General features: G+C 72.3%; 15 protein-coding genes. 13 read left to right on the top strand and 2 right to left on the bottom strand.

Annotation, left to right across the window (positions count from 1 at the left end; translation table 11 throughout):
- The first annotated feature begins 4 nt into the window (after positions 1-4).
- The 10 genes from recR to V2J63_RS03845 all read left to right on the top strand — a co-directional run bounded on the left by recR (position 5) and on the right by V2J63_RS03845 (position 10,063).
- Positions 5-604, top strand: a complete 600-nt coding sequence (gene recR / locus V2J63_RS03800) for a recombination mediator RecR (RefSeq protein ID WP_331229635.1) — start codon at positions 5-7, stop codon at positions 602-604.
- Positions 597-1,187 (top strand): DUF5063 domain-containing protein, encoded by a 591-nt coding sequence (locus V2J63_RS03805; RefSeq protein WP_331229636.1) that lies wholly within the window; start codon positions 597-599, stop codon positions 1,185-1,187. The genes recR and V2J63_RS03805 overlap by 8 nt, the downstream gene beginning before the upstream one ends.
- Positions 1,188-1,389: 202 nt before the next feature.
- Positions 1,390-2,175: a sulfite exporter TauE/SafE family protein gene (locus V2J63_RS03810; RefSeq protein WP_331229637.1), complete on the top strand. Its 786-nt coding sequence runs from the start codon at positions 1,390-1,392 to the stop codon at positions 2,173-2,175.
- A 118-nt stretch (positions 2,176-2,293) separates the two neighbouring features.
- A complete protein-coding gene (locus V2J63_RS03815) occupies positions 2,294-3,571 on the top strand; it encodes an aspartate kinase (RefSeq protein WP_331229638.1) in 1,278 nt (425 codons plus the stop codon).
- The gene (locus V2J63_RS03820; protein WP_331229639.1) at positions 3,568-4,638 is read left to right on the top strand and encodes an aspartate-semialdehyde dehydrogenase; all 1,071 of its coding nucleotides are present in this window, start codon (positions 3,568-3,570) and stop codon (positions 4,636-4,638) included. Before V2J63_RS03815 ends, V2J63_RS03820 begins: the two co-directional genes overlap by 4 nt.
- Positions 4,639-4,759: 121 nt before the next feature.
- Entirely contained in the window at positions 4,760-6,076 is a 1,317-nt protein-coding gene (locus tag V2J63_RS03825; protein WP_331229640.1) for a hypothetical protein, read from the top strand.
- Positions 6,077-6,181: 105 nt separating this feature from the next.
- Complete coding sequence (locus V2J63_RS03830; RefSeq protein ID WP_331229641.1) at positions 6,182-7,402, top strand: aminotransferase class I/II-fold pyridoxal phosphate-dependent enzyme; 1,221 nt, start codon at positions 6,182-6,184, stop codon at positions 7,400-7,402.
- 155 nt (positions 7,403-7,557) lie between these two features.
- Complete coding sequence (locus V2J63_RS03835) at positions 7,558-8,544, top strand: methionine ABC transporter ATP-binding protein (RefSeq protein ID WP_331229642.1); 987 nt, start codon at positions 7,558-7,560, stop codon at positions 8,542-8,544.
- Positions 8,541-9,242 (top strand): methionine ABC transporter permease, encoded by a 702-nt coding sequence (locus tag V2J63_RS03840; RefSeq protein ID WP_331229643.1) that lies wholly within the window; start codon positions 8,541-8,543, stop codon positions 9,240-9,242. The genes V2J63_RS03835 and V2J63_RS03840 overlap by 4 nt, the downstream gene beginning before the upstream one ends.
- A gap of 11 nt (positions 9,243-9,253) precedes the next feature.
- On the top strand, positions 9,254-10,063 hold the full coding sequence (locus V2J63_RS03845) for a MetQ/NlpA family ABC transporter substrate-binding protein (protein WP_331229644.1): 810 nt from the start codon (positions 9,254-9,256) through the stop codon (positions 10,061-10,063).
- Between the two features lie 18 nt (positions 10,064-10,081).
- Here the strand turns inward: V2J63_RS03845 and V2J63_RS03850 are convergent, their stop codons facing one another.
- Together V2J63_RS03850 and V2J63_RS03855 are read right to left on the bottom strand one after the other, a co-directional pair.
- Positions 10,082-10,882, bottom strand: coding sequence for a carbon-nitrogen hydrolase family protein (locus V2J63_RS03850; protein WP_331229645.1), 801 nt, complete (start codon positions 10,880-10,882; stop codon positions 10,082-10,084).
- Positions 10,883-10,943: 61 nt separating this feature from the next.
- A complete protein-coding gene (locus V2J63_RS03855; protein WP_331229646.1) occupies positions 10,944-12,800 on the bottom strand; it encodes a prolyl oligopeptidase family serine peptidase in 1,857 nt (618 codons plus the stop codon).
- A gap of 98 nt (positions 12,801-12,898) precedes the next feature.
- Between V2J63_RS03855 and trxA the strand changes: the two genes are divergently transcribed.
- The 3 genes from trxA to V2J63_RS03870 form a co-directional block, all read left to right on the top strand.
- Positions 12,899-13,270 carry a thioredoxin gene (gene trxA, locus V2J63_RS03860; RefSeq protein WP_331229647.1) on the top strand — a complete coding sequence of 124 codons (372 nt, stop codon included), beginning with the start codon at positions 12,899-12,901 and terminating at the stop codon, positions 13,268-13,270.
- Positions 13,271-13,310: 40 nt separating this feature from the next.
- The gene (locus V2J63_RS03865; RefSeq protein WP_331229648.1) at positions 13,311-14,204 is read left to right on the top strand and encodes a DUF3152 domain-containing protein; all 894 of its coding nucleotides are present in this window, start codon (positions 13,311-13,313) and stop codon (positions 14,202-14,204) included.
- 635 nt (positions 14,205-14,839) lie between these two features.
- Positions 14,840-18,173: PA14 domain-containing protein (locus V2J63_RS03870; RefSeq protein ID WP_331229649.1), on the top strand; the 3,334-nt coding region annotated here is incomplete at its 3' end.

Raw genomic sequence — 18,173 nt, forward strand, 5'->3', positions numbered from 1 at the left:
CGGGGTGTACGAAGGCGCAGTCCAGGACCTGATCGACGAGCTCGGCCGTCTTCCCGGCGTCGGGCCCAAGAGCGCGCAACGGATCGCCTTCCACGTCCTCAACGCGGATGCCGCTGACGTCACGCGGCTCGCCCAGGCCCTCACCCAGGCCAAGGAGCGGGTCCGCTTCTGCGAGACGTGCGGCAACATCGCCGAGGGCCCGCAGTGCCGGATCTGCGCCGACCCGCGCCGCTCGCTCACGGTGCTGTGCGTCGTCGAGGAGGCGAAGGACGTCGTCGCGATCGAGCGCACCCGCGAGTTCCGCGGCAGGTACCACGTGCTCGGCGGCGCCATCAACCCGATCGACGGCGTCGGGCCGGACGACCTGCGCATCCGCGAGCTCATGACCCGCCTCGCCGACGGTGCCGTCGAGGAGGTCATCCTCGCCACCGACCCCAACATCGAGGGCGAGGCCACCGCCACCTACCTGGCCCGCCTGCTGCGCGGGATGGACATCCCCGTCTCGCGCCTCGCCTCCGGCCTTCCGGTCGGGGGAGACCTGGAGTACGCCGACGAGGTCACTCTCGGGCGTGCCTTCGAGGGACGGAGACGAATCGATGCCTGAGCACGAGCCGGCACCCGCCGACGAGGCCGCGGAGCTCCGCGTCCTCGCCGCCGCGATGGCCGCCGAGTCCGAGCGCTTCCTCACCACCCTGCGTGAGGTCGCGGCCGGGGCGAACCCGGACGCCGTCGTCGCGCTCCTCCTCCTCGCCGTCTCCGACGTCACGGCCGCCGGGGCGCGGCTCGGCGCGATCGTCGACGTCGTCCCGCAGGAACGCTTCGAGCCCGACGACGGCGCCGAGCCCGACGCCGACGCCCTGCGGATGGGCCTGGCGAACGCGCTCGACGGTGTGGACGAGTACCGCGAGGTGGCCGACCCGCTCCTCGCGCCGCGGACCGTGACCGGCTCGTTGTCGGCCGACCTCGGCGAGATCGCCACGGCGCTGAGCCGGGGCCTGCAGCACCACCGCGCCGGCCACGAGATCGAGGCCCTGTGGTGGTGGCAGTTCTCCTACCTCTCGAGCTGGGGCGAGCGGGCCGCGGCCGCCCTCCGCACGCTCCTGTCGATCCTGGCCCACCTGCGCCTCGACGTGGACGCCGAGGTGGCCGCCGACGCCGAGTTCGAGGCGCTCCACGCCGAGGGCTGACCCGAAGACTCCACGACCCCGCCGCCCAGCCCTCCCCACCTCGGCGCCCTCCTCGTCAGCGAGTCGCCGCGCGTGAGACCGCACCCTTCTGGTCCCGGGCGCGGTCGGACGGTGCGGTCTCACCCAGGTCCGTGCGGTCTCGCCGCTGGTGGTGGTGACCGCGACGGTCGAGCCGGTCCCACCGGCGCGGTTAAATGTCCGCGTGCCCCCCGACCTCGACGTGCTCGCCGTCGTGCTCCTCCTCCTCGCCGGCTTCACGGCCGGCTGGATCGACGCCGTCGTCGGCGGGGGCGGCCTCATCCAGCTCCCCGCGCTCCTTCTCGTCCCCGGCATCACGCCGGTCCAGGCGCTCGCGACGAACAAGCTCGCCGGGATCATGGGGACCTCCGTCAGCGCCGTGACGTACTACCGGCGGGTGGGGCCGGACCTGCGCACCGCAGCGCCGATGGCGGTGACGGCGCTCCTCGGCGCCGTCGGCGGCGCCGCGCTTGCCTCACGCATCCCGGAGGAGCTCTTCACCCCGATCATCCTCGTCGTCCTCCTCGGGGTGGCGGCGTGGACGATCGCCCGGCCGAGCGTGGGACGCACGACCGACCTGCGGTGGGCGGGCCGGCGCCACCACGGCGCGGCTGCCGGGCTCGGCGTCGTCATCGGTGCCTACGACGGGCTCCTCGGCCCGGGCACCGGGACGTTCCTCGTCATCAGCCTCGTCGGCGTCCTCGGGTACGCGTTCCTCCCGGCGTCGGCGATCGCGAAGATCGTCAACTTCGCCACGAACGCCGGGGCACTCATCTTCTTCATCCCCTACGGCGCGGTGCTGTGGGGGCTCGGCCTCATGGTCGGGGTCGCCAACCTCGCCGGCGGCTACGTCGGGGCGCGCATGGCGGTCTCGCGCGGCAGCGCCTTCGTCCGTGTCATCTTCGTCCTCGTCGTCGGCGCCCTCATCGTGCGCCTGGGGTGGGACGTCCTGTCCACGTTGCTGGGCTGAGCACACCCGCGCGGCATGTCACGTGACGGACACGCCGGTTCCCGCGATCTGAGACGACTTACACTTCTCGACGTCCTGCGTGCGTCCCGCACGCCCCGACCGGTCTGGGAGTTTCGTCGTGCCCCTCGTCGTGCAGAAGTTCGGCGGTTCGTCCGTCGCCGATGCCGCCAGCATCCAGCGCGTCGCCAAACGGATCGTCGAGACGAAGCGCGCCGGCAACGACGTCGTCGTCGTGGTCTCGGCCATGGGGGACACGACCGACGAGCTCCTCGAGCTGGCGGCCTCCGTCACGGACGACCCGGAGGCCCGCGAGCTCGACATCCTCCTCACGGCCGGCGAGCGCATCTCGATGTCGGTGCTCGCCATGGCGATCAGCGCCCTCGGAGTGCCGGCGCAGTCCTACACCGGCCAGCAGGCGGGTGTCCTCACCGACGCCGTCCACGGGCGGGCGTCGATCGTCGGAGTCGTGCCCGAACGCATCGCCCGGGCGCTCCAGGACGGGGTCATCGCGATCGTCGCCGGGTTCCAGGGCGTGTCGGAGCAGCAGGACGTCACCACCCTCGGTCGCGGCGGGTCGGACACGACCGCCGTCGCCCTCGCGGCCGCGCTCGACGCGAGCGTCTGCGAGATCTACACCGACGTCGACGGCCTCTTCACCGCCGACCCGCGCATCGTGCCCACCGCCCGGCGCATCCGCTCGATCACGAGCGAGGAGACGCTGGAGATGGCCGCGCACGGCGCCAAGATCCTGCACCTACGAGCGGTCGAGTACGCCCGCCGCTACGGGGTGCCCATCCACGTCCGCTCCTCCTTCTCGACGAAGGAGGGCACGTGGATCAGTGACGACACGAGTGACGAGCCGCAGGAGGACACCATGGAAGCGCCCCTCATCTCCGGCGTCGCGCACGACCGCAGCCAGGGCAAGATCAGCGTGCTGGGCGTCCCCGACGTCCCGGGCGCGGCGGCCCGGCTCTTCGAGGTCGTCGCCAGCGCCGGCGCCAACATCGACATGATCGTCCAGAACGTCTCCTCGGAGTCGACGGGGCTCACGGACATCTCGTTCACGCTGTCCGAGGCCGACGGCCCCGCGACTCTCGCCGCCCTGCGCGCGGCCGCCGACGAGCTCGGCTACACCGACCTGCGCTACGACGACCAGATCGGCAAGCTCTCCCTCGTCGGGGCGGGCATGCGGACCCATCCGGGCGTCTCGGCGAAGCTGTTCGGAGCGCTCTTCGGCGCCAACATCAACATCGAGATGATCTCCACCTCGGAGATCCGGCTCTCGGTCGTCACCCGGATCGAGGACCTGGACGAGGCGGTGCGCGCCGTGCACACCGCCTTCGGGCTGGACTCCGCCGAGGGTGAGGCCGTGGTCTACGGAGGGAGCGGACGATGAGTGAGCAGCAGACGCACGCGGCCGGCCTGCGCATCGCGCTGGTCGGAGCGACCGGGCAGGTGGGCGCCGTCATGCGCCGCCTGCTCGTCGAGCGGGACTTCCCCGCGGCGTCGGTGCGCTACTTCTCCTCGGCGCGCTCGGCGGGCACGACCCTGCCGTGGCGCGACGAGGAGGTCACGGTCGAGGACGTCGAGACGGCGGACCTCTCCGGCATCGACATCGCCATCTTCTCCGCCGGGGGCTCGGCGTCCCGCCGCCACGCCCCGCGCTTCGTCGAGGCCGGCGCCATCGTCGTCGACAACTCCTCCGCGTGGCGGATGGACCCCGAGGTGCCGCTCGTCGTGAGCGAGGTCAACCCCGGGGCGCTCGACGAGATCCCCAAGGGCATCGTCGCCAACCCCAACTGCACGACGATGGCGGCCATGCCCGTCCTCAAGGTCCTCCACGACGCGGCAGGCCTGAGCCGGCTCATCGTCTCGACCTATCAGGCCGTCTCGGGCTCGGGGCTGGCCGGGGTCCGCGAGCTCGACTCCCAGGTGCGTGCCGCGGTCGAGCAGGACACGACGGCGCTCGTCCACGACGGCGCCGCCGTCACCCTCCCGGAACCGCAGACGTACGTCGCGCCGATCGCGTTCGACGTCATCGCGCTCGCCGGGAACTACGCCGACGACGGCTCGGGCGAGACCGACGAGGAGCAGAAGCTCCGCAACGAGTCCCGCAAGATCCTCGACCTGCCCGGCCTCGCCGTCGCCGGGACGTGCGTGCGGGTGCCGGTCTTCACCGGCCACGCGCTCTCGATCAACGCCGAGTTCGAGCGGGCGCTCAGCCCTGAGCAGGCGCGTGAGCTCCTCGCCGCCGCGCCGGGGGTCGAGCTGGCCGACGTGCCGACGCCGCTCCACGCGGCCGGCAAGGACCCGAGCTTCGTCGGGCGCATCCGCACGGACGCCTCGGTGCCGGAGGGGCGCGGGCTCGCGCTCTTCGTCAGCGGTGACAACCTGCGCAAGGGCGCGGCGCTCAACGCCATCCAGGTGGCCGAGCTCCTCGCCGCCAAGCTCGTCCGCGCGTAGTCGCGTCGGCGCCCGGGGACCGGCGCCCGCCCGCGCGGGCGCCGGTCCTCGCCGCTGCACGATGTCAGGCTCGGCCCGTGCGCGGCGCCGAGCGACCAGGTCGGGCGGCGAAGGAATCCGTATGAGGGTCGTGAGCGAGATGTCCGACCGCCAACAGCGGCGTGCTGCTGGCCGGCTCCGCCGGTATCTCGGTGCCACGGACGTCGACCGACTGGTGGGCGCGGCGAGCCGCACCGCGGCCATCGACGGGCTCCTCGCCAACCGGCCGGTCCGCACAGGCGCGAGCGTCCAGGACGGTCGTGAGTTCCTCGCGGCGCGGCGCCTCGACCACCCCGACGGGCTCCGCGCCGAGCGTCTCGCGTCGCTGCTGTCCCGGTTGTTCTGGATCCTGAGCGCTATCTTCGTCGTGACGGTCGTGGCGGCGTTCGTGCTCGGCATGGTCGCCTCGCGCGAGGACGGCGCAGCCTCTGACCCGTTCGAGGCGTTGGGAGAGGTCACGGGTGACGGTGGGCGTCCGGTCGTGCTCGCGATCGTGGGCACGTTCGGAGCCGCGGTGCTGGCCCGCTGGCTGCTCTCGTTCATGCGTCCCGTCATCGCCCTGGCCGATGCGCGGTACGCGGTCCGCTGGGCCGGTCGGCGCCCAGGTCAGCTGGCGCGTGGGCTGCCCGTCGTCGAGCCGTTCTCCGGGCTCGCCGGGTGGCTCAAGGTCCCGGCCGTGCTCCTCTGGATCGCTGCCGGGGCAGCCGTGCTCTTCGCCCTCTGGCTCCCGGCCTACGACGATGACTTCGCCCGGGACGTCTACCTCGTCGCCGCCGGTCTCGTGCTGCTCGGGTTCGTGCTGGCCCTCGGCGCCAGGGAGCTGTCCCGGGTCGGCGCCCTCGCGCAGGACCACCTCGTGATCCTTCGCGGACGCCGCCGGGGCCTGCGGGTCGACGCCGCGACGGCGTTGCAGGAGCAGTTCCTCCAGGTAGCGCTCCGCGCGCCCTTCTCCAGGACCTCGCTCGGCTCCTTCGCGAGCATCCGGGAGTGGACCGCCTACCCCCTCACCTCCGCGCTGGACGAGGCGGAGCTGCGACGGCGCCGCCAGCACGCCACGTCGGAGCTGGACGACGTGACCGTCGTCAGTCCGCCAGGGCAGGCGCCGCTGGTCATCATGGAGGAGCCGGGCGAGCACGGCGGGCTGTCCGGTCGCTTCGAGGCGGAGTACTCCGGCGGATGGCTGGTCGGGGAGGCGCGGGAGAAGGGCTCTCGCGACCGGATCCTGCTGCTGGTGCGTGACCACCCGGAGCGCTTCCGTGCGGAGGTGCTGGCCGCCTTCGGTCAGCACCACAACCTCGACCTCACCAGCCTCGTCATGCTGGACCGGCCCGAGCCGCTGCCCTCAGCGGGAGCCTGGCTGGAGAGCTGGGCGAAGGAGAAGACCGCCGAGCGCAGGTGACGCCACGAACGCGGCGCTCGCGGCGGCAGACGACGGGAGGATGGTGCTCACGGCGTGGTGCGGACGGTCGGTCCACGACGCCGCACCGATGGGAGGATGTGTCGCATGCGCAGTGACCGCTGGATCGATGTCGCCCGCGCGACCGGGCTCCTCGCCCCGTCGGGCGCCGTCGCGCCGACGATCTTCGCCGAGATGTCCGAGCTCGCCGCCCGGACGGGCGCCGTCAACCTCGGCCAGGGGTTCCCGGACGTCGACGGCCCCGAGCACCTCAAGGACGCCGCCGTTGCTGCCATCCGCGCCGGCCACAACCAGTACCCGCCGGGCGGCGGCATCCCCGAGCTGCGCGAGGCGGTCGCCGCCCACCAGGGCCGCCACTACGGCCTCGCCGTCGACCCGGGCACCGAGGTGCTCGTCACCGCCGGGGCCACCGAGGCGCTCGCCGCGACGATCCTCGCCCTCGCCGGCCCGGGGGACGAGGTCCTCACCCTCGAGCCGTACTACGACTCCTACGCCGCCGCGATCGCCATGGCCGGCGCCACCCACCGCACCATCGCGCTGCGTCCCGGGCCGGACGGCTTCCACCTCGACCCCGACGACGTGCGTTCGGCCTTCTCCGGCCGCACCCGCCTCGTCCTCGTCAACACCCCGCACAACCCGACCGGCACGGTGCTCACCACGGCCGAGCTCACCCTCCTGGCCGAGCTCGCCGCCGCCCGGGACGCCGTTCTCGTCACCGACGAGGTGTACGAGCACCTCACCTACGACGGCGTCCGGCACGTCCCGCTCGCCACCCTGCCCGCCGCTGCGGGGCGCACGCTGACGATCTCCTCCGCCGGGAAGTCGCTGTCCTTCACGGGCTGGAAGGTCGGCTGGGTCCACGGCCCGGCCGAGCTCGTCACCGCCGTCCGCACCGTCAAGCAGTTCCTCACCTACGTCGCCTCGGGGCCGTTCCAGCACGCCGTCGCCGCGGCGCTCACCGACGAGGACGGCCGCACGGGGGAGTACGTCTCCGGGCTGGCGGCCACGCTCCAGTCCCGCCGGGACCTGCTCCTCGGGGCGCTCGACGGAGCGGGCTTCGGCACCGTCCGCCCCGCCGGGACATACTTCGTCGTCGCGGACGCCGGGCCGCTCGGCTTCCTCGACGCCGTCGACCTGTGCCGGCGGCTGCCCGAGCTCGCCGGCGTCGTGGGGATCCCCGTCACGGCGTTCTGCGCTGCCGGCTCCCCGACGGCGGAGGCACTGCGCTCGTGGGTGCGCTTCACCTTCGTCAAGCAGGACGCCGTCCTGGACCGCGCGGCAGGGGGCCTGGCCCGCCTCCGCGGTTGACGCACTGGAGCCGCGTCGCGCAGCTCGGGGTATCCGGTATGTGAGATCGCCGTCTCTGCAACTGGACAATCACCCGTCGCCCTGGTGAGGCTTGCGCGGACGAGCGTCGCGCACGCCCGGGCCTGGCTCGTGCCCGCCAACCCGAGGAGACCCTCTTGATCGACCTTGTCGACGTCTCGAAGGTCTTCCGCACGCCCAAGGGCGAGGTCCATGCGCTCGACGATGTGACCCTCCACGTCGAGCCGGGCGAGATCTTCGGGATCGTCGGCCAGTCCGGTGCGGGCAAGTCGACCCTCATCCGCGCGGTCAACGCGCTCGAGATGCCGGACTCCGGCACCGTCACCGTCGATGGCCGCACGATCTCCGACCTGCGCGGCCGTGAGCTGCGCGAGGCCCGCCGCAGCGCCGGCATGATCTTCCAGCACTTCAACCTCCTCAGCTCGCGCACCGCCCTCGGCAACGTCGAGCTGGCCCTCGAGATCGCCGGCGTCGGTCGCGCCGACCGCCGCGCCCGCGCCGCGGAGATCCTCGACCTCGTCGGCCTGTCCGACCGAGCCGGGGCCTACCCCGCCCAGCTCTCCGGCGGCCAGAAGCAGCGGGTCGGCATCGCCCGCGCGCTCGCCGACAGCCCCAACGTGCTCCTCTCCGACGAGGCCACCTCCGCGCTCGACCCGGAGACCACCCGGTCCGTCCTCGACCTCATCCGCCGGCTCAGCCGCGAGCTGGGGCTCACCGTCCTCCTCATCACCCACGAGATGGACGTCATCAAGCGAATCTGCGACTCGGCCGCACTCATGGAGGACGGCCGCATCATCGAGCACGGCGGGATGGAGCAGCTGCTCACCACGCCGGGCTCACGGCTGGCCGCGGAGCTCTTCCAGCTCGGGGAGCTACCCCCCGAGCGCGGCACGCGGATCGTCGACATCACGTTCACGCGGCAGACGTCGTCCGAGCCGGTCATCGCCCGCCTCGCGCGCGAGCACGGGCTCGACGTCGCCATCCTCGGCGCCGCGATCGAGACGATCCACGGCGGCACCCAGACGGGGCGGACCCGCCTCGAGCTCCCCGGCACCGCGGACCAGGTCGCGACCGCGCTGACGTACCTGCGCTCGCAGGGGCTCTTCGTGGAGGTGGTCCGATGATCGACCGCGACGATCCGGACTTCTGGTCCACGCTCGTCGAGGTGGTGACGGCGGCGACGTGGGAGACCCTCTACATGGTCTTCGCCGCGCTGGCGATCACCGTCGTCGTCGGCATCGCGGTCGGCCTCCTCCTCGTCACGACCGAGGAGGGCGGCCTCTACGCCAAGCCCTTCGGCTCGCGCACCCTCGGCCGGGTGCTCAACCGGTTGCTCGACGTCGTCGTCAACGTCGGCCGGTCGATCCCGTTCATCATCCTCATGATTCTGCTCATCCCGTTCACGCGGCTCGTCGTGGGCTCCTTCATCGGCCCGACGGCCGCGATCGTGCCGCTGACGATCGCGGGGATCCCGTTCTTCGCCCGCCTCGTCGAGATTGCCATTCGCGAGGTACCCCGGGGCGTCGTCGACGCCGCCGTCTCCCTCGGTGCCACGAAGCGCACGATCATGGCGAAGGTGCTCCTCGCCGAGGCCGTGCCAGCCCTCGCCCTCGGCCTGTCGACGACCGTCGTCGGCCTCATCGGGTACTCCGCCATGGTCGGCGCCGTCGGCGGCGGCGGGCTCGGCGACGTCGCCTTCCGTTACGGCTACCAGCGCTACAGCCTCGAGTACATGCTCGTCGTCGTCGTGCTCCTCGTCCTCATCGTCCAGGTCCTCCAGTCCCTCGGGAACTACGTCGCCCGACGCGCCTCCCACCGCTAGAAGGAATCACCATGCGCCTCACCCGCACCCTGCCCCTCGCCGTCGTCACCGCTCTCGCCCTCACCGCCTGCGGGGCAGAGGACGGCGACGGCGGAACCGCCGCGGCGGAGACCGACACCATCCGGGTGGGCGCGCTCGCCGTCCCCGCCGGCGACATGCTCCGGTTCGTCGCCGAGGAGCTCGCGCCCGCCGAGGGCCTCACGGTCGAGTTCGTCGAGTTCAGCGACTACAACACCCCCAACCCCGCGCTCACCGACGGTGACGTCGACGCCAACCTCTTCCAGAACACGACGTTCATGGAGACCTACAACGAGGCGAGCGGCGAGGACCTCGTCTCGGTCGGCGAGGTCTACCTGCCCCGGATGGGCCTGTACTCCAACGACTACGACAGCCTCGAGGACCTGCCCGACGGCGCCTCGGTCGCCATCCCCAACGACCCGACGAACGAGGGCCGCGCGCTCAAGCTCCTCGCCGCCGAGGGTCTCATCGAGGTGACCGACGAGCCGATCACGATCAACGACATCACCGCCAACCCGCGGAACATCACCTTCGTCGAGATCGAGAACGCGACCCTCCCGCAGGCTGTCGACGACCAGGACGCCGCGATCGTCACCGCCGCGTTCGCCCTGCCGGCCGGCCTCAGCGAGGACCAGCAGATCCTCGCCGAGGGCAACGACAGCGACTACTACAACGTCCTGACGACGACGGCGGAGCTCGCGGAGGACCCGCGCGTGGTCACCCTCTTCGAGCTGCTCACCTCGGACGAGATGGCGCAGTTCATCGCGGACGAGTACCAGGGCGTCATCATCCCGGCCGAGTGAGCACCGCCCGACGGGCCGCTACGCCTCGCGCGGCACGACGCGGTAGCGCCGCAGGCCGAGCGCGGGGTTGACCTGGCGGACGCGCTCGAGGCGGGACCGCTCGAGGTTCGCGACGGCGGCACCGGGCGCCTCGCCGAGCGCCGCCAGGGCGACGCCCATGGGGTCGAGCACGACGCTGCCGCCGACGCCCGTCGGCCCCGTCTGGTCGGCGGCGAGGACGTAGACCGTGTTCTCGATCGCGCGGGCGCGCAGCAGCGTGCCCCAGTGGTACTCCTTGAGCGGGCCGGGCACCCACGCCGCCGGGACCGCGAGAACGTCCGCGCCGCCGTCGACGAGCGCGCGCGAGACCTCGGGGAAGCGGAGGTCGTAGCAGGTCTGCAGGCCCACCGTGAAGCCGTCGACGTCGAGCAGGGCGGGTGCGACGGGGTCGGCGGCGACCACCCGGTCCGACTCCCGGTAGCCGAACGCGTCGTAGAGGTGGACCTTGCGGTAGACGGCCCGCACCTCGCCGTCCTGGACGCCCACGAGGGCGTTGTGGATGCGACCGTCACCAGCGGGCTCGTTGACGCCGGCGACGAGCGTGACACCGAGCTGGGCGGACAGGGCCGCGAGGCGGGCGACCGTGGGACCGTCGAGCGGCTCCGCGCTGTCGACGAACCGGTCGTCCATTGCGGAGGCGGTGAAGACCGCGAACTCCGGGAGGACGACGAGGCGCGCGCCGCGCGCCGTCGCCGCCTGGAGGAGCTCCTCGATGGCGCGCAGGTTGGCGCCCTTGTCCTCCGTGGGGGCGAACTGCCCCACCGCAACCGTCAGCGACATAGGTCCTCTCCCGCTCGCGCCCGACAGGCGCCTCAAGCCCCGCCGACAGTACCGCTCGCGCTCACAGGTGGCTGAGGACGAACTCGATCTGGGCGCGCATCTGCCCGACCCGCTCGTCGTCGGCGTACGAGCCGTGGCCGGCACCGAACGTGCGGAGCTCGACGGTGCCGCCCATCCGGCGCAGGGCACCGACGTACCGCTCGACCTGGCGGATGGGGCAGCGCGGGTCCTGCGTCCCGGCGAGGACGAGGACGGGCGCCCGCACGGCGTCGACGTACGTGACGGGGCTCGCGGCGCGGTAGGCGTCCGGCACCTCGCTGGGGGAACCGCCGAAGAGCGCGCGGTCGAAGGCCTGCAGCCCGGACATCTCGTCCTCGTAGGCCGCGACGTAGTCGGCAACGGGGACGTCGGCCACGCCGACCGTCCACCGCTCGGGCTGGGTGCCCAGGCCGAGGAGCGTGAGGTAGCCGCCCCACGAGGCACCCGCGAGGACGGACCGCGCCGGGTCGAGGACGCCGGCCCGGACGAGATGCTCGTGGACCGCGGCGATGTCCTCCAGCTCGGTGAAGCCCACCCGGCGCTCGATCGCGTCCCGCCACGCGCTGCCGTACCCGGTGGACCCGCGGTAGTTGACGCTGAGCACGGCGAAGCCGTGGTCGACCCACGCGGCGAGGGAGGGGGAGAAGGAGTCGGTCCGGTGGTCCTCGGGGCCGCCGTGGACGTCGACGACGACGGGGTACGGGCCCTCCTGCCCGCGCCGGGCCGCCGGCGGGGGCAGGCGCAGGAGGGCGTGGACACGCCCGCCGGGCCCGTCCACCCAGACGTCCTCGACGGGCACCGACGGGGCCGGCCGCGCGCCCATGGACGGGAGGAGCTCGCGACCGGTCCGCGCCGAGCGCACGGAGCGCGGGACGGCGGCCGAGGACCAGCGCACCCACGCGTCGCCGTCGGGCCGGGGGCACGCCTGCGCGACGGTGCCGTCCGTGGGCCCGACGGGCGTCGTCTGCCCGGAGGTGACGTCGTAGCGGACGAGGCGCGTGCGGGCGTCGTGGTCGACGGCGACGAGGATGCCGCGGGCGTCGGGGTACCACGCGGCGTCCGCGACCTCCCCGGGCAGGCCGAGGTCGATGTCCTGGCGGACGCGCGCCCGCAGGTCCCACACGGCCAGCGCGGGGTGCCCGCCCCGCTCGTGCAGGACGAGCAGGCGGGGGTCCCCGTCGATCGGCGCGAAGTCGAGCGCCCACAGGCCGCTGCCCGGGCCGTCGTCGAGGTCGGCGAGGACCGTCCCGGTGTCCGCCAGCAGGACGCGGAGGGCGGGGTGGCGGGCGTCGCCCCGCTCGGAGTGCTCGACGGCGACGAGGTTGCCGTCGTGGCTGAGGGCGGCCGCCTCGGCGTCGTGCTCGCTCGTGTAGAGCAGGACCGGCGCGTCCGTGCCCGCGGCGACGGGACCGATGACGACCTGGTGGATCGTCGTGCCGTACCCCTCGTCGCTGCGCCCGATGACGCCGGTGCCGTCGCGGGCGAGGAGGAGGCCCGAGGGGTAGGAGGCGGGCAGCGCGATCGGCGTCTCCGGCCGCCGGCTCGGCGGGGAGGCGAATGGCTGGCGCCGCCACACGCCGTACTCGTCGCCGTCGGTGTCGTCGAACCACCACAACCACTGCCCGGCCGGGTCGATCGTGGCCAGGGTGGTGCCCGCCGGGCGGTCCGTCGCCTGGACGAGCCGGCCCGTGGCGACGTCCCACGAGTGCACCTGGAGGACGCCGTGGGCGGACGCGACGACGCACGCGCGGTCCGGTGCGTCCTCCGCCCAGTCGGGCAGGTCGACCTGCGCGGCCCGGAAGCGCAGCTCCCAGTCGGCGGGCGGCCACGGGGTCCGTCCACCGCGCCGCGCGGATCTGCCCCGAACTGCCCTCGTCATCGCCTCAGCGTATGTCCGTGAGCCGACAACCGGACCAAATGGTGCGAGGCTGGACGTCGACAGAGCAACGCGACAGCGACGACACAAGGAGGAGGGCCATGGCGACCCTCGACGCGACCACCGGCACGTTCGAGCAGACCGTGACCGACAACGACATCGTCCTCGTGGACTTCTGGGCCGACTGGTGCGGGCCGTGCAAGAAGTTCGCGCCGGTGTACGAGAAGGCCTCGGAGAAGCACACGGACATCGTCTTCGCCAAGGTGGACACGGAGGCCGAGCAGCAGCTCGCCGCCGAGGCCGGAATCACGGCGATCCCGACCCTCATGGCGTTCCGCGAGGGAATCCTCGTCTTCTCCCAGGCCGGCGCGCTGCCCGGCCCCGCCCTCGAGGAGCTCGTCGGCGCCGTCCGCGGGCTCGACATGGACGAGGTGCGGGCGAAGATCGCTGAGCAGGGGTCGCAGCCCTCCTGAGCGCAGGCCGCCGGTTTCGGTCCATGGGCGGGACGCTCCTATGATCGGCACGATCCGGGGGAGTGCCATGGTGAGCAAGGGCCGACGAGCGGCCGTCGCGGTCGGCGTCCCCCTGGCGGCTCTCGCGCTCGTCCTCGGACCAGGGTGGGTCGGTGGGGACGCCTCGCAGGAGGGCGCCGTCCCGACCGCGCAGGAGCCCGTCCCGGCCCCGGTCCCGTCGACGCGCGCCGCCGCTCCCGGCGCGGCAGAGCCGGGCACCTCCGAGCCGGACGGTACCCCGCCCGGTGTGCCCGCGCCGGGCACGACGGCGCCCGGCGACGGCGGTCGCCGCCCGGCGGACGTCCCACCCAAGGTCGAGCCCACGTTCGTCGCGGAGAACGGTGGGCTGTGGAGCACGGAGATCCCCGTCGACGGCGGCGGGCGGCTACGGACCGTCGCCGGCTCCGTGCCGGCGCCCCACGAGGCGGCGCGCATCCTCAGTGTCCGCGTCGAGATCGAGGAAGGGCTCGGGATCGACGGTGCGGTCTTCGCCGACGCCGTCCTCGCCACGCTCAACGACCCGCGCGGCTGGGGCCACGACGGCTCGGTGGCGTTCGCGCGCACCGACGGTGAGGCAGACATCGACGTCACCCTCGCCTCGCCCGCCACCACCGACCGCCTGTGCTACCCCGTGGACACGCAGGGGCGCGTCTCGTGCGGGCGCGTCGGCTTCGCCGTGCTCAACGCCCGCAACTGGGCGGTCGGCGCCGAGCCGTTCCTCGCCGGCGGGGGCACCGTGGCCCAGTACCGCGAGTACCTCGTCAACCACGAGGTGGGTCACGTCCTCGGGCACCCGCACGAGAGCTGCCAGGTGCCGGGCGAGCCGGCGCCGATCATGCTTCAGCAGACCCTCCGGCTCGAGGGCTGTCAGCCGAACCCGTGGCCCGGGCTCTGACGCGCTCGGACGCTAGGGCTCTGACGCTGCGCTCGGACGCTCCGCCCTGACGCCGGGCACGGGCGCGCGCACTGGCGGCCGGCTCGACGTCTGGTCTGACTTCCTCCTGGCAGCCGGGGCGGCGACTCACCCTGCCGCTGCCGCGGGCGAGAGATCGCCGCAGGTGGAGCGCCATGTTGATCAGTCGGCTCACCCTCACCTCACCCCCACTACTCACCCTGCCGAGCCTCGACGTTCGTCCATACCTCATCCCTTTGCATGTTCCAGGAGTGGATCGCTGAGTGCTCTCCTAGGGGTCAGCGCAACGACGCGCTGAGACCGGGGGGCGGTTCGCATCCGGTGCGCCATGCCGGTACGACCAGAGACGGGAACTCCACATGCACGCGAGTGATGACGACCGAGCATCCGCAGTGAGCGGTGCTGACCAGTTCCCACCCTCTCGCATCTTCCGCACGCTCTTCCGTCTGCCGGGTCGGCGCGCTCCGCGCCCGAGCGCCGGCCAACCCAACAGCCATGAGCTTCACCCGAGAGGAACGGCTATGCCCCGTCAACCTGCCCCCCGTCCGAGCCGGCCCAGAGCGGCGATGAGGCGAGCCGGCACTGCTGCCACGGCGGCCTTCGCGCTGGTCGCCACGATGTCCGTCCTGGCCGTGCCGGCGGCGGCGATCCCCGTGGCCGACGTGCCGGCGGACGCGACGCAGTGGGAGACGTCGCCGTACTCCCCGCTGCCAGCGGCCGAGCTCGCCGCGCCGGGCAACGAGATCGCGCTCACCTTCGACGGCACCGAGGGCGGTCTGCACTCCGCGGCGGACATCGACACCGGCTTCACGATGGTGCAGCCCTCGAGCGCGGACCCGGCGTACTACGTGCCGGGCAACCTCGAGGTGGCGAACGGGAACCTCACGATCACGGCCACCAAGGGCATCGCCTACTCCAAGCCGGGCTCCGGCGTGTCGGGTGACATCAACAAGCAGGACAACACACTTGGGGTGGGCGTCGACGCCACCGAGACGGGCGTGCGTCTGACGACGACGCTCCTCAGTCCGGCGGATGTGCACAGCTCGGCCCAAGCTGGCCTGTGGTTCGGCCCAGACGACGACAACTACGTCAAGCTCGCCGTCATCGGAAACGGGAACGCGACGACCACCAAGGACTCCCGCCAGATCCAGCTCTCGCGTGAGATCGCCGGTGCCACCGACACCACCGTGCCGACGAACGACCAGGTGACGATCTCGACGACGCAGGCCGCGCTCAGCGCCGCGCCCGTCACGCTCACGCTCGACGTCAACAGCGCCGCGGGCACGATGACGGCCTCGTACCAGATCGGCTCCGGCGCGGTCCTGCCCGTCGGGACGCTCGCCCTGCCGGCGAGCTTTGCCGACGGCAGCCTCGTGACCGAGCAGATCCCCGACGTGTCGTCCTTCGCCGGCATCTTCACGACCAAGCGCAACATGGCGGTCGCGAGCGCCGCGGCGTACTCGTTCGAGAGCTTCGCCGTCGCGGAGATCGACACCACAGGGCCCGATGCTCCGACCGGTCTCGAGGCGGCGGCTAGCCCCTCGGGCGTCACGCTGAGCTGGGACCAGGCCGCAGCGGAGTCCGACGTCGTCGGTTACCGCGTCTACCGCGGGACCGAGAGCCCCGTCGCCACGACGGGCGCCGGCATCGCAGGCTCCGCGCCGCTGACGACCGCGGAGTTCACCGACGGGACCACCTTCATCGGCGCGAACTACCACTACGCCGTCGTCGCGGTCGACGCGGCAGGAAACCCCTCCGATGCCATCACGGCCGAGACCACCATCCCCGGCGTCGACGCCGAGGTCGTCGAGAAGATCAACTTCCAGACGGTCGAGACCACGACCCCCGAGGGCTTCAGCGCCGACACCGGCCTGCCCTACGACGCCGACCGCGGCTTCGGCTGGATCAGCGCCGCCGACGGCGCCCCCCTGAACCTCTCCACCGTGACGCGTGAGCGCACTGCCGCCGGGGTGAACCCGGACCTGCGCCTCGCCACGATCATCCACATGCAGCACGTCAACAGCACCGTGGACGGCGTGTGGGAGTACGACCTGGACAACGGGATGTACACCGTCGTGGCCGCCGTCGGTGACGCTGGGGAGTACGCCACCGGCGGGTACGACAGCGTCAACGTGATCAACGCCGAGGGTGTGACCCTCATCGACGGCTTCGTGCCCAACGCGGCCCGCGAGTACGACGAGGCCGTGGGCACCGTGGAGGTCACCGACGGCACGCTCACGATCGACCAGACCGGCGGCGACAACACCAAGCTCGCCTACGTCGAGATCTACGCCGAGGAGGAGGCCGTCGTGGCCCCCGCGGCGCCGACTGATGTCGTCGCCACGCACAACGCTTCTGGTGCGCTCATCGAGTGGACCAGCAGCGAGGGCGCCACGAGCTACAACGTCCTGCGCGCCGCTGACGAGGCCGGCCTGGCCGACGCGAGCCCGCTGAACTCCGAGCCCGTCACGGGCGCGGAGTACGTGGACGCGACGGTCGAGGCGGGCAACACCTACTACTACGCCGTCGTCGCGGTGAACGAGGGCGGCTCCTCGGAGCTGTCCGAGTCCGTCGCGGTGGACGTGCCCGAGGCTCCTGCCGCTCCGGCTGTGCCCGCGAACCTCGACGGGAACATCACTGAGGCGGGCGTCGCGCTCACCTGGGACGCGACCGAGGGTGCCACGAGCTACGACGTGTACCGCTCCACCGACTCCGAGGTGAGCACCGAGGGTGCGCCCCTCGCCACGGTCACCGACGCCGAGTACGTCGACGAGTCCGCCGAGGCGGGCACGACCTACTACTACGCGATCGTCGCCGTGAACGAGGCCGGCGCGTCCGCTGCCTCCGAGGCGCTCGAGATCGTCGTGCCGGCTGACGTGCCCGAGGCGCCGGCGGCGCCCGAGGACTTCGCCGGTACGGTCCGCGCCGACGGCGCTGTCGCGCTGCGGTGGGACGCGTCTGAGGGCGCGACCGGATACAACCTCTACCGCGGCATCGGTGCTCCCGCCGAGGCTGTCGGTGAGCCTCTGAACGGCGCCACGCCGATCACGGAGACCGCGTTCGTCGACGAGAACGTCGAGCCCGACACGACCTACCATTACATCGTTGTCGCGGTGGGCGACGGCGGTTCCACCGCGGCGGCTGAGCAGGTCACCGTGGAGACCCCGACGGGCCCGCAGGTGTGTGCGCCGGGTCAGTGGTCGGTGGAGTACTTCACCGGGACCCAGCTCATCGGTGACCCCGTCCGGACCGAGTGCGTGGACGAGATCAGCGAAGATTGGGGGAGTGCTGGCCCGGAGGGCTTGGGCACAGACCACTTCTCCCTTCGCTGGACCACGACAATCGACAACGGTGCGGGTACGTACGGGTTCCAGGCGCGCGCCGACGACGGGGTGCGGGTGCTGGTGGACGGCGTTGCCGTGATTGACAAGTGGGCGCTTGGTAGCCGGTCGGTAATCCACACCGGGCAGTTGGAACTCGAGGACGGCCCGCACGAGGTTGTCGTGGAGTACTTCGAGGACCGCTGGGCTGCCGGTGTCGAAGTTGACTGGTTCAAGATGGATGAGCCTGACGAGCCTCAGGTGTGCGCGCCGGGACTGTGGGCGGCGGAGTACTTCGGTGGTGCGAAGCTCGCGGGTCCGGTGCTCTTGCGGGAGTGCGTGGACGAGATCAGCGAGGACTGGGGTAACGGTGGGCCCGAGGGGGTGGGCACTGACCACTTCTCGGTCCGTTGGACCGCGACCCTTAATGGGGGCGCTGGGACGTATGAGTTCCAAGCGCGTGCTGACGACGGGGTCCGGGTGCTGGTGGACGGCGTTGCCGTGATTGACAAGTGGGCGCTTGGTAGCCGGTCGGTAATCCACACCGGGCAGTTGGAACTCGAGGACGGCCCGCACGAGGTTGTCGTGGAGTACTTCGAGGACCGCTGGGCTGCCGGTGTCGAAGTTGACT

Source organism: Georgenia wangjunii, from assembly GCF_036421975.1.
Lineage (GTDB): Bacteria > Actinomycetota > Actinomycetes > Actinomycetales > Actinomycetaceae > Georgenia_A > Georgenia_A wangjunii.

Coding starts and splice junctions, on each gene's coding strand:
- V2J63_RS03850 (WP_331229645.1), bottom strand. CDS start 10,882: ATGTCGCTGACGGTTGCGGTGGGGCAGTTCGCCCCCACGGAGGACAAG.
- V2J63_RS03805 (WP_331229636.1), top strand. CDS start 597: ATGCCTGAGCACGAGCCGGCACCCGCCGACGAGGCCGCGGAGCTCCGC.
- V2J63_RS03825 (WP_331229640.1), top strand. CDS start 4,760: ATGAGGGTCGTGAGCGAGATGTCCGACCGCCAACAGCGGCGTGCTGCT.
- V2J63_RS03845 (WP_331229644.1), top strand. CDS start 9,254: ATGCGCCTCACCCGCACCCTGCCCCTCGCCGTCGTCACCGCTCTCGCC.
- V2J63_RS03840 (WP_331229643.1), top strand. CDS start 8,541: ATGATCGACCGCGACGATCCGGACTTCTGGTCCACGCTCGTCGAGGTG.
- V2J63_RS03865 (WP_331229648.1), top strand. CDS start 13,311: ATGATCGGCACGATCCGGGGGAGTGCCATGGTGAGCAAGGGCCGACGA.
- V2J63_RS03820 (WP_331229639.1), top strand. CDS start 3,568: ATGAGTGAGCAGCAGACGCACGCGGCCGGCCTGCGCATCGCGCTGGTC.
- V2J63_RS03855 (WP_331229646.1), bottom strand. CDS start 12,800: ATGACGAGGGCAGTTCGGGGCAGATCCGCGCGGCGCGGTGGACGGACC.
- trxA (WP_331229647.1), top strand. CDS start 12,899: ATGGCGACCCTCGACGCGACCACCGGCACGTTCGAGCAGACCGTGACC.
- V2J63_RS03830 (WP_331229641.1), top strand. CDS start 6,182: ATGCGCAGTGACCGCTGGATCGATGTCGCCCGCGCGACCGGGCTCCTC.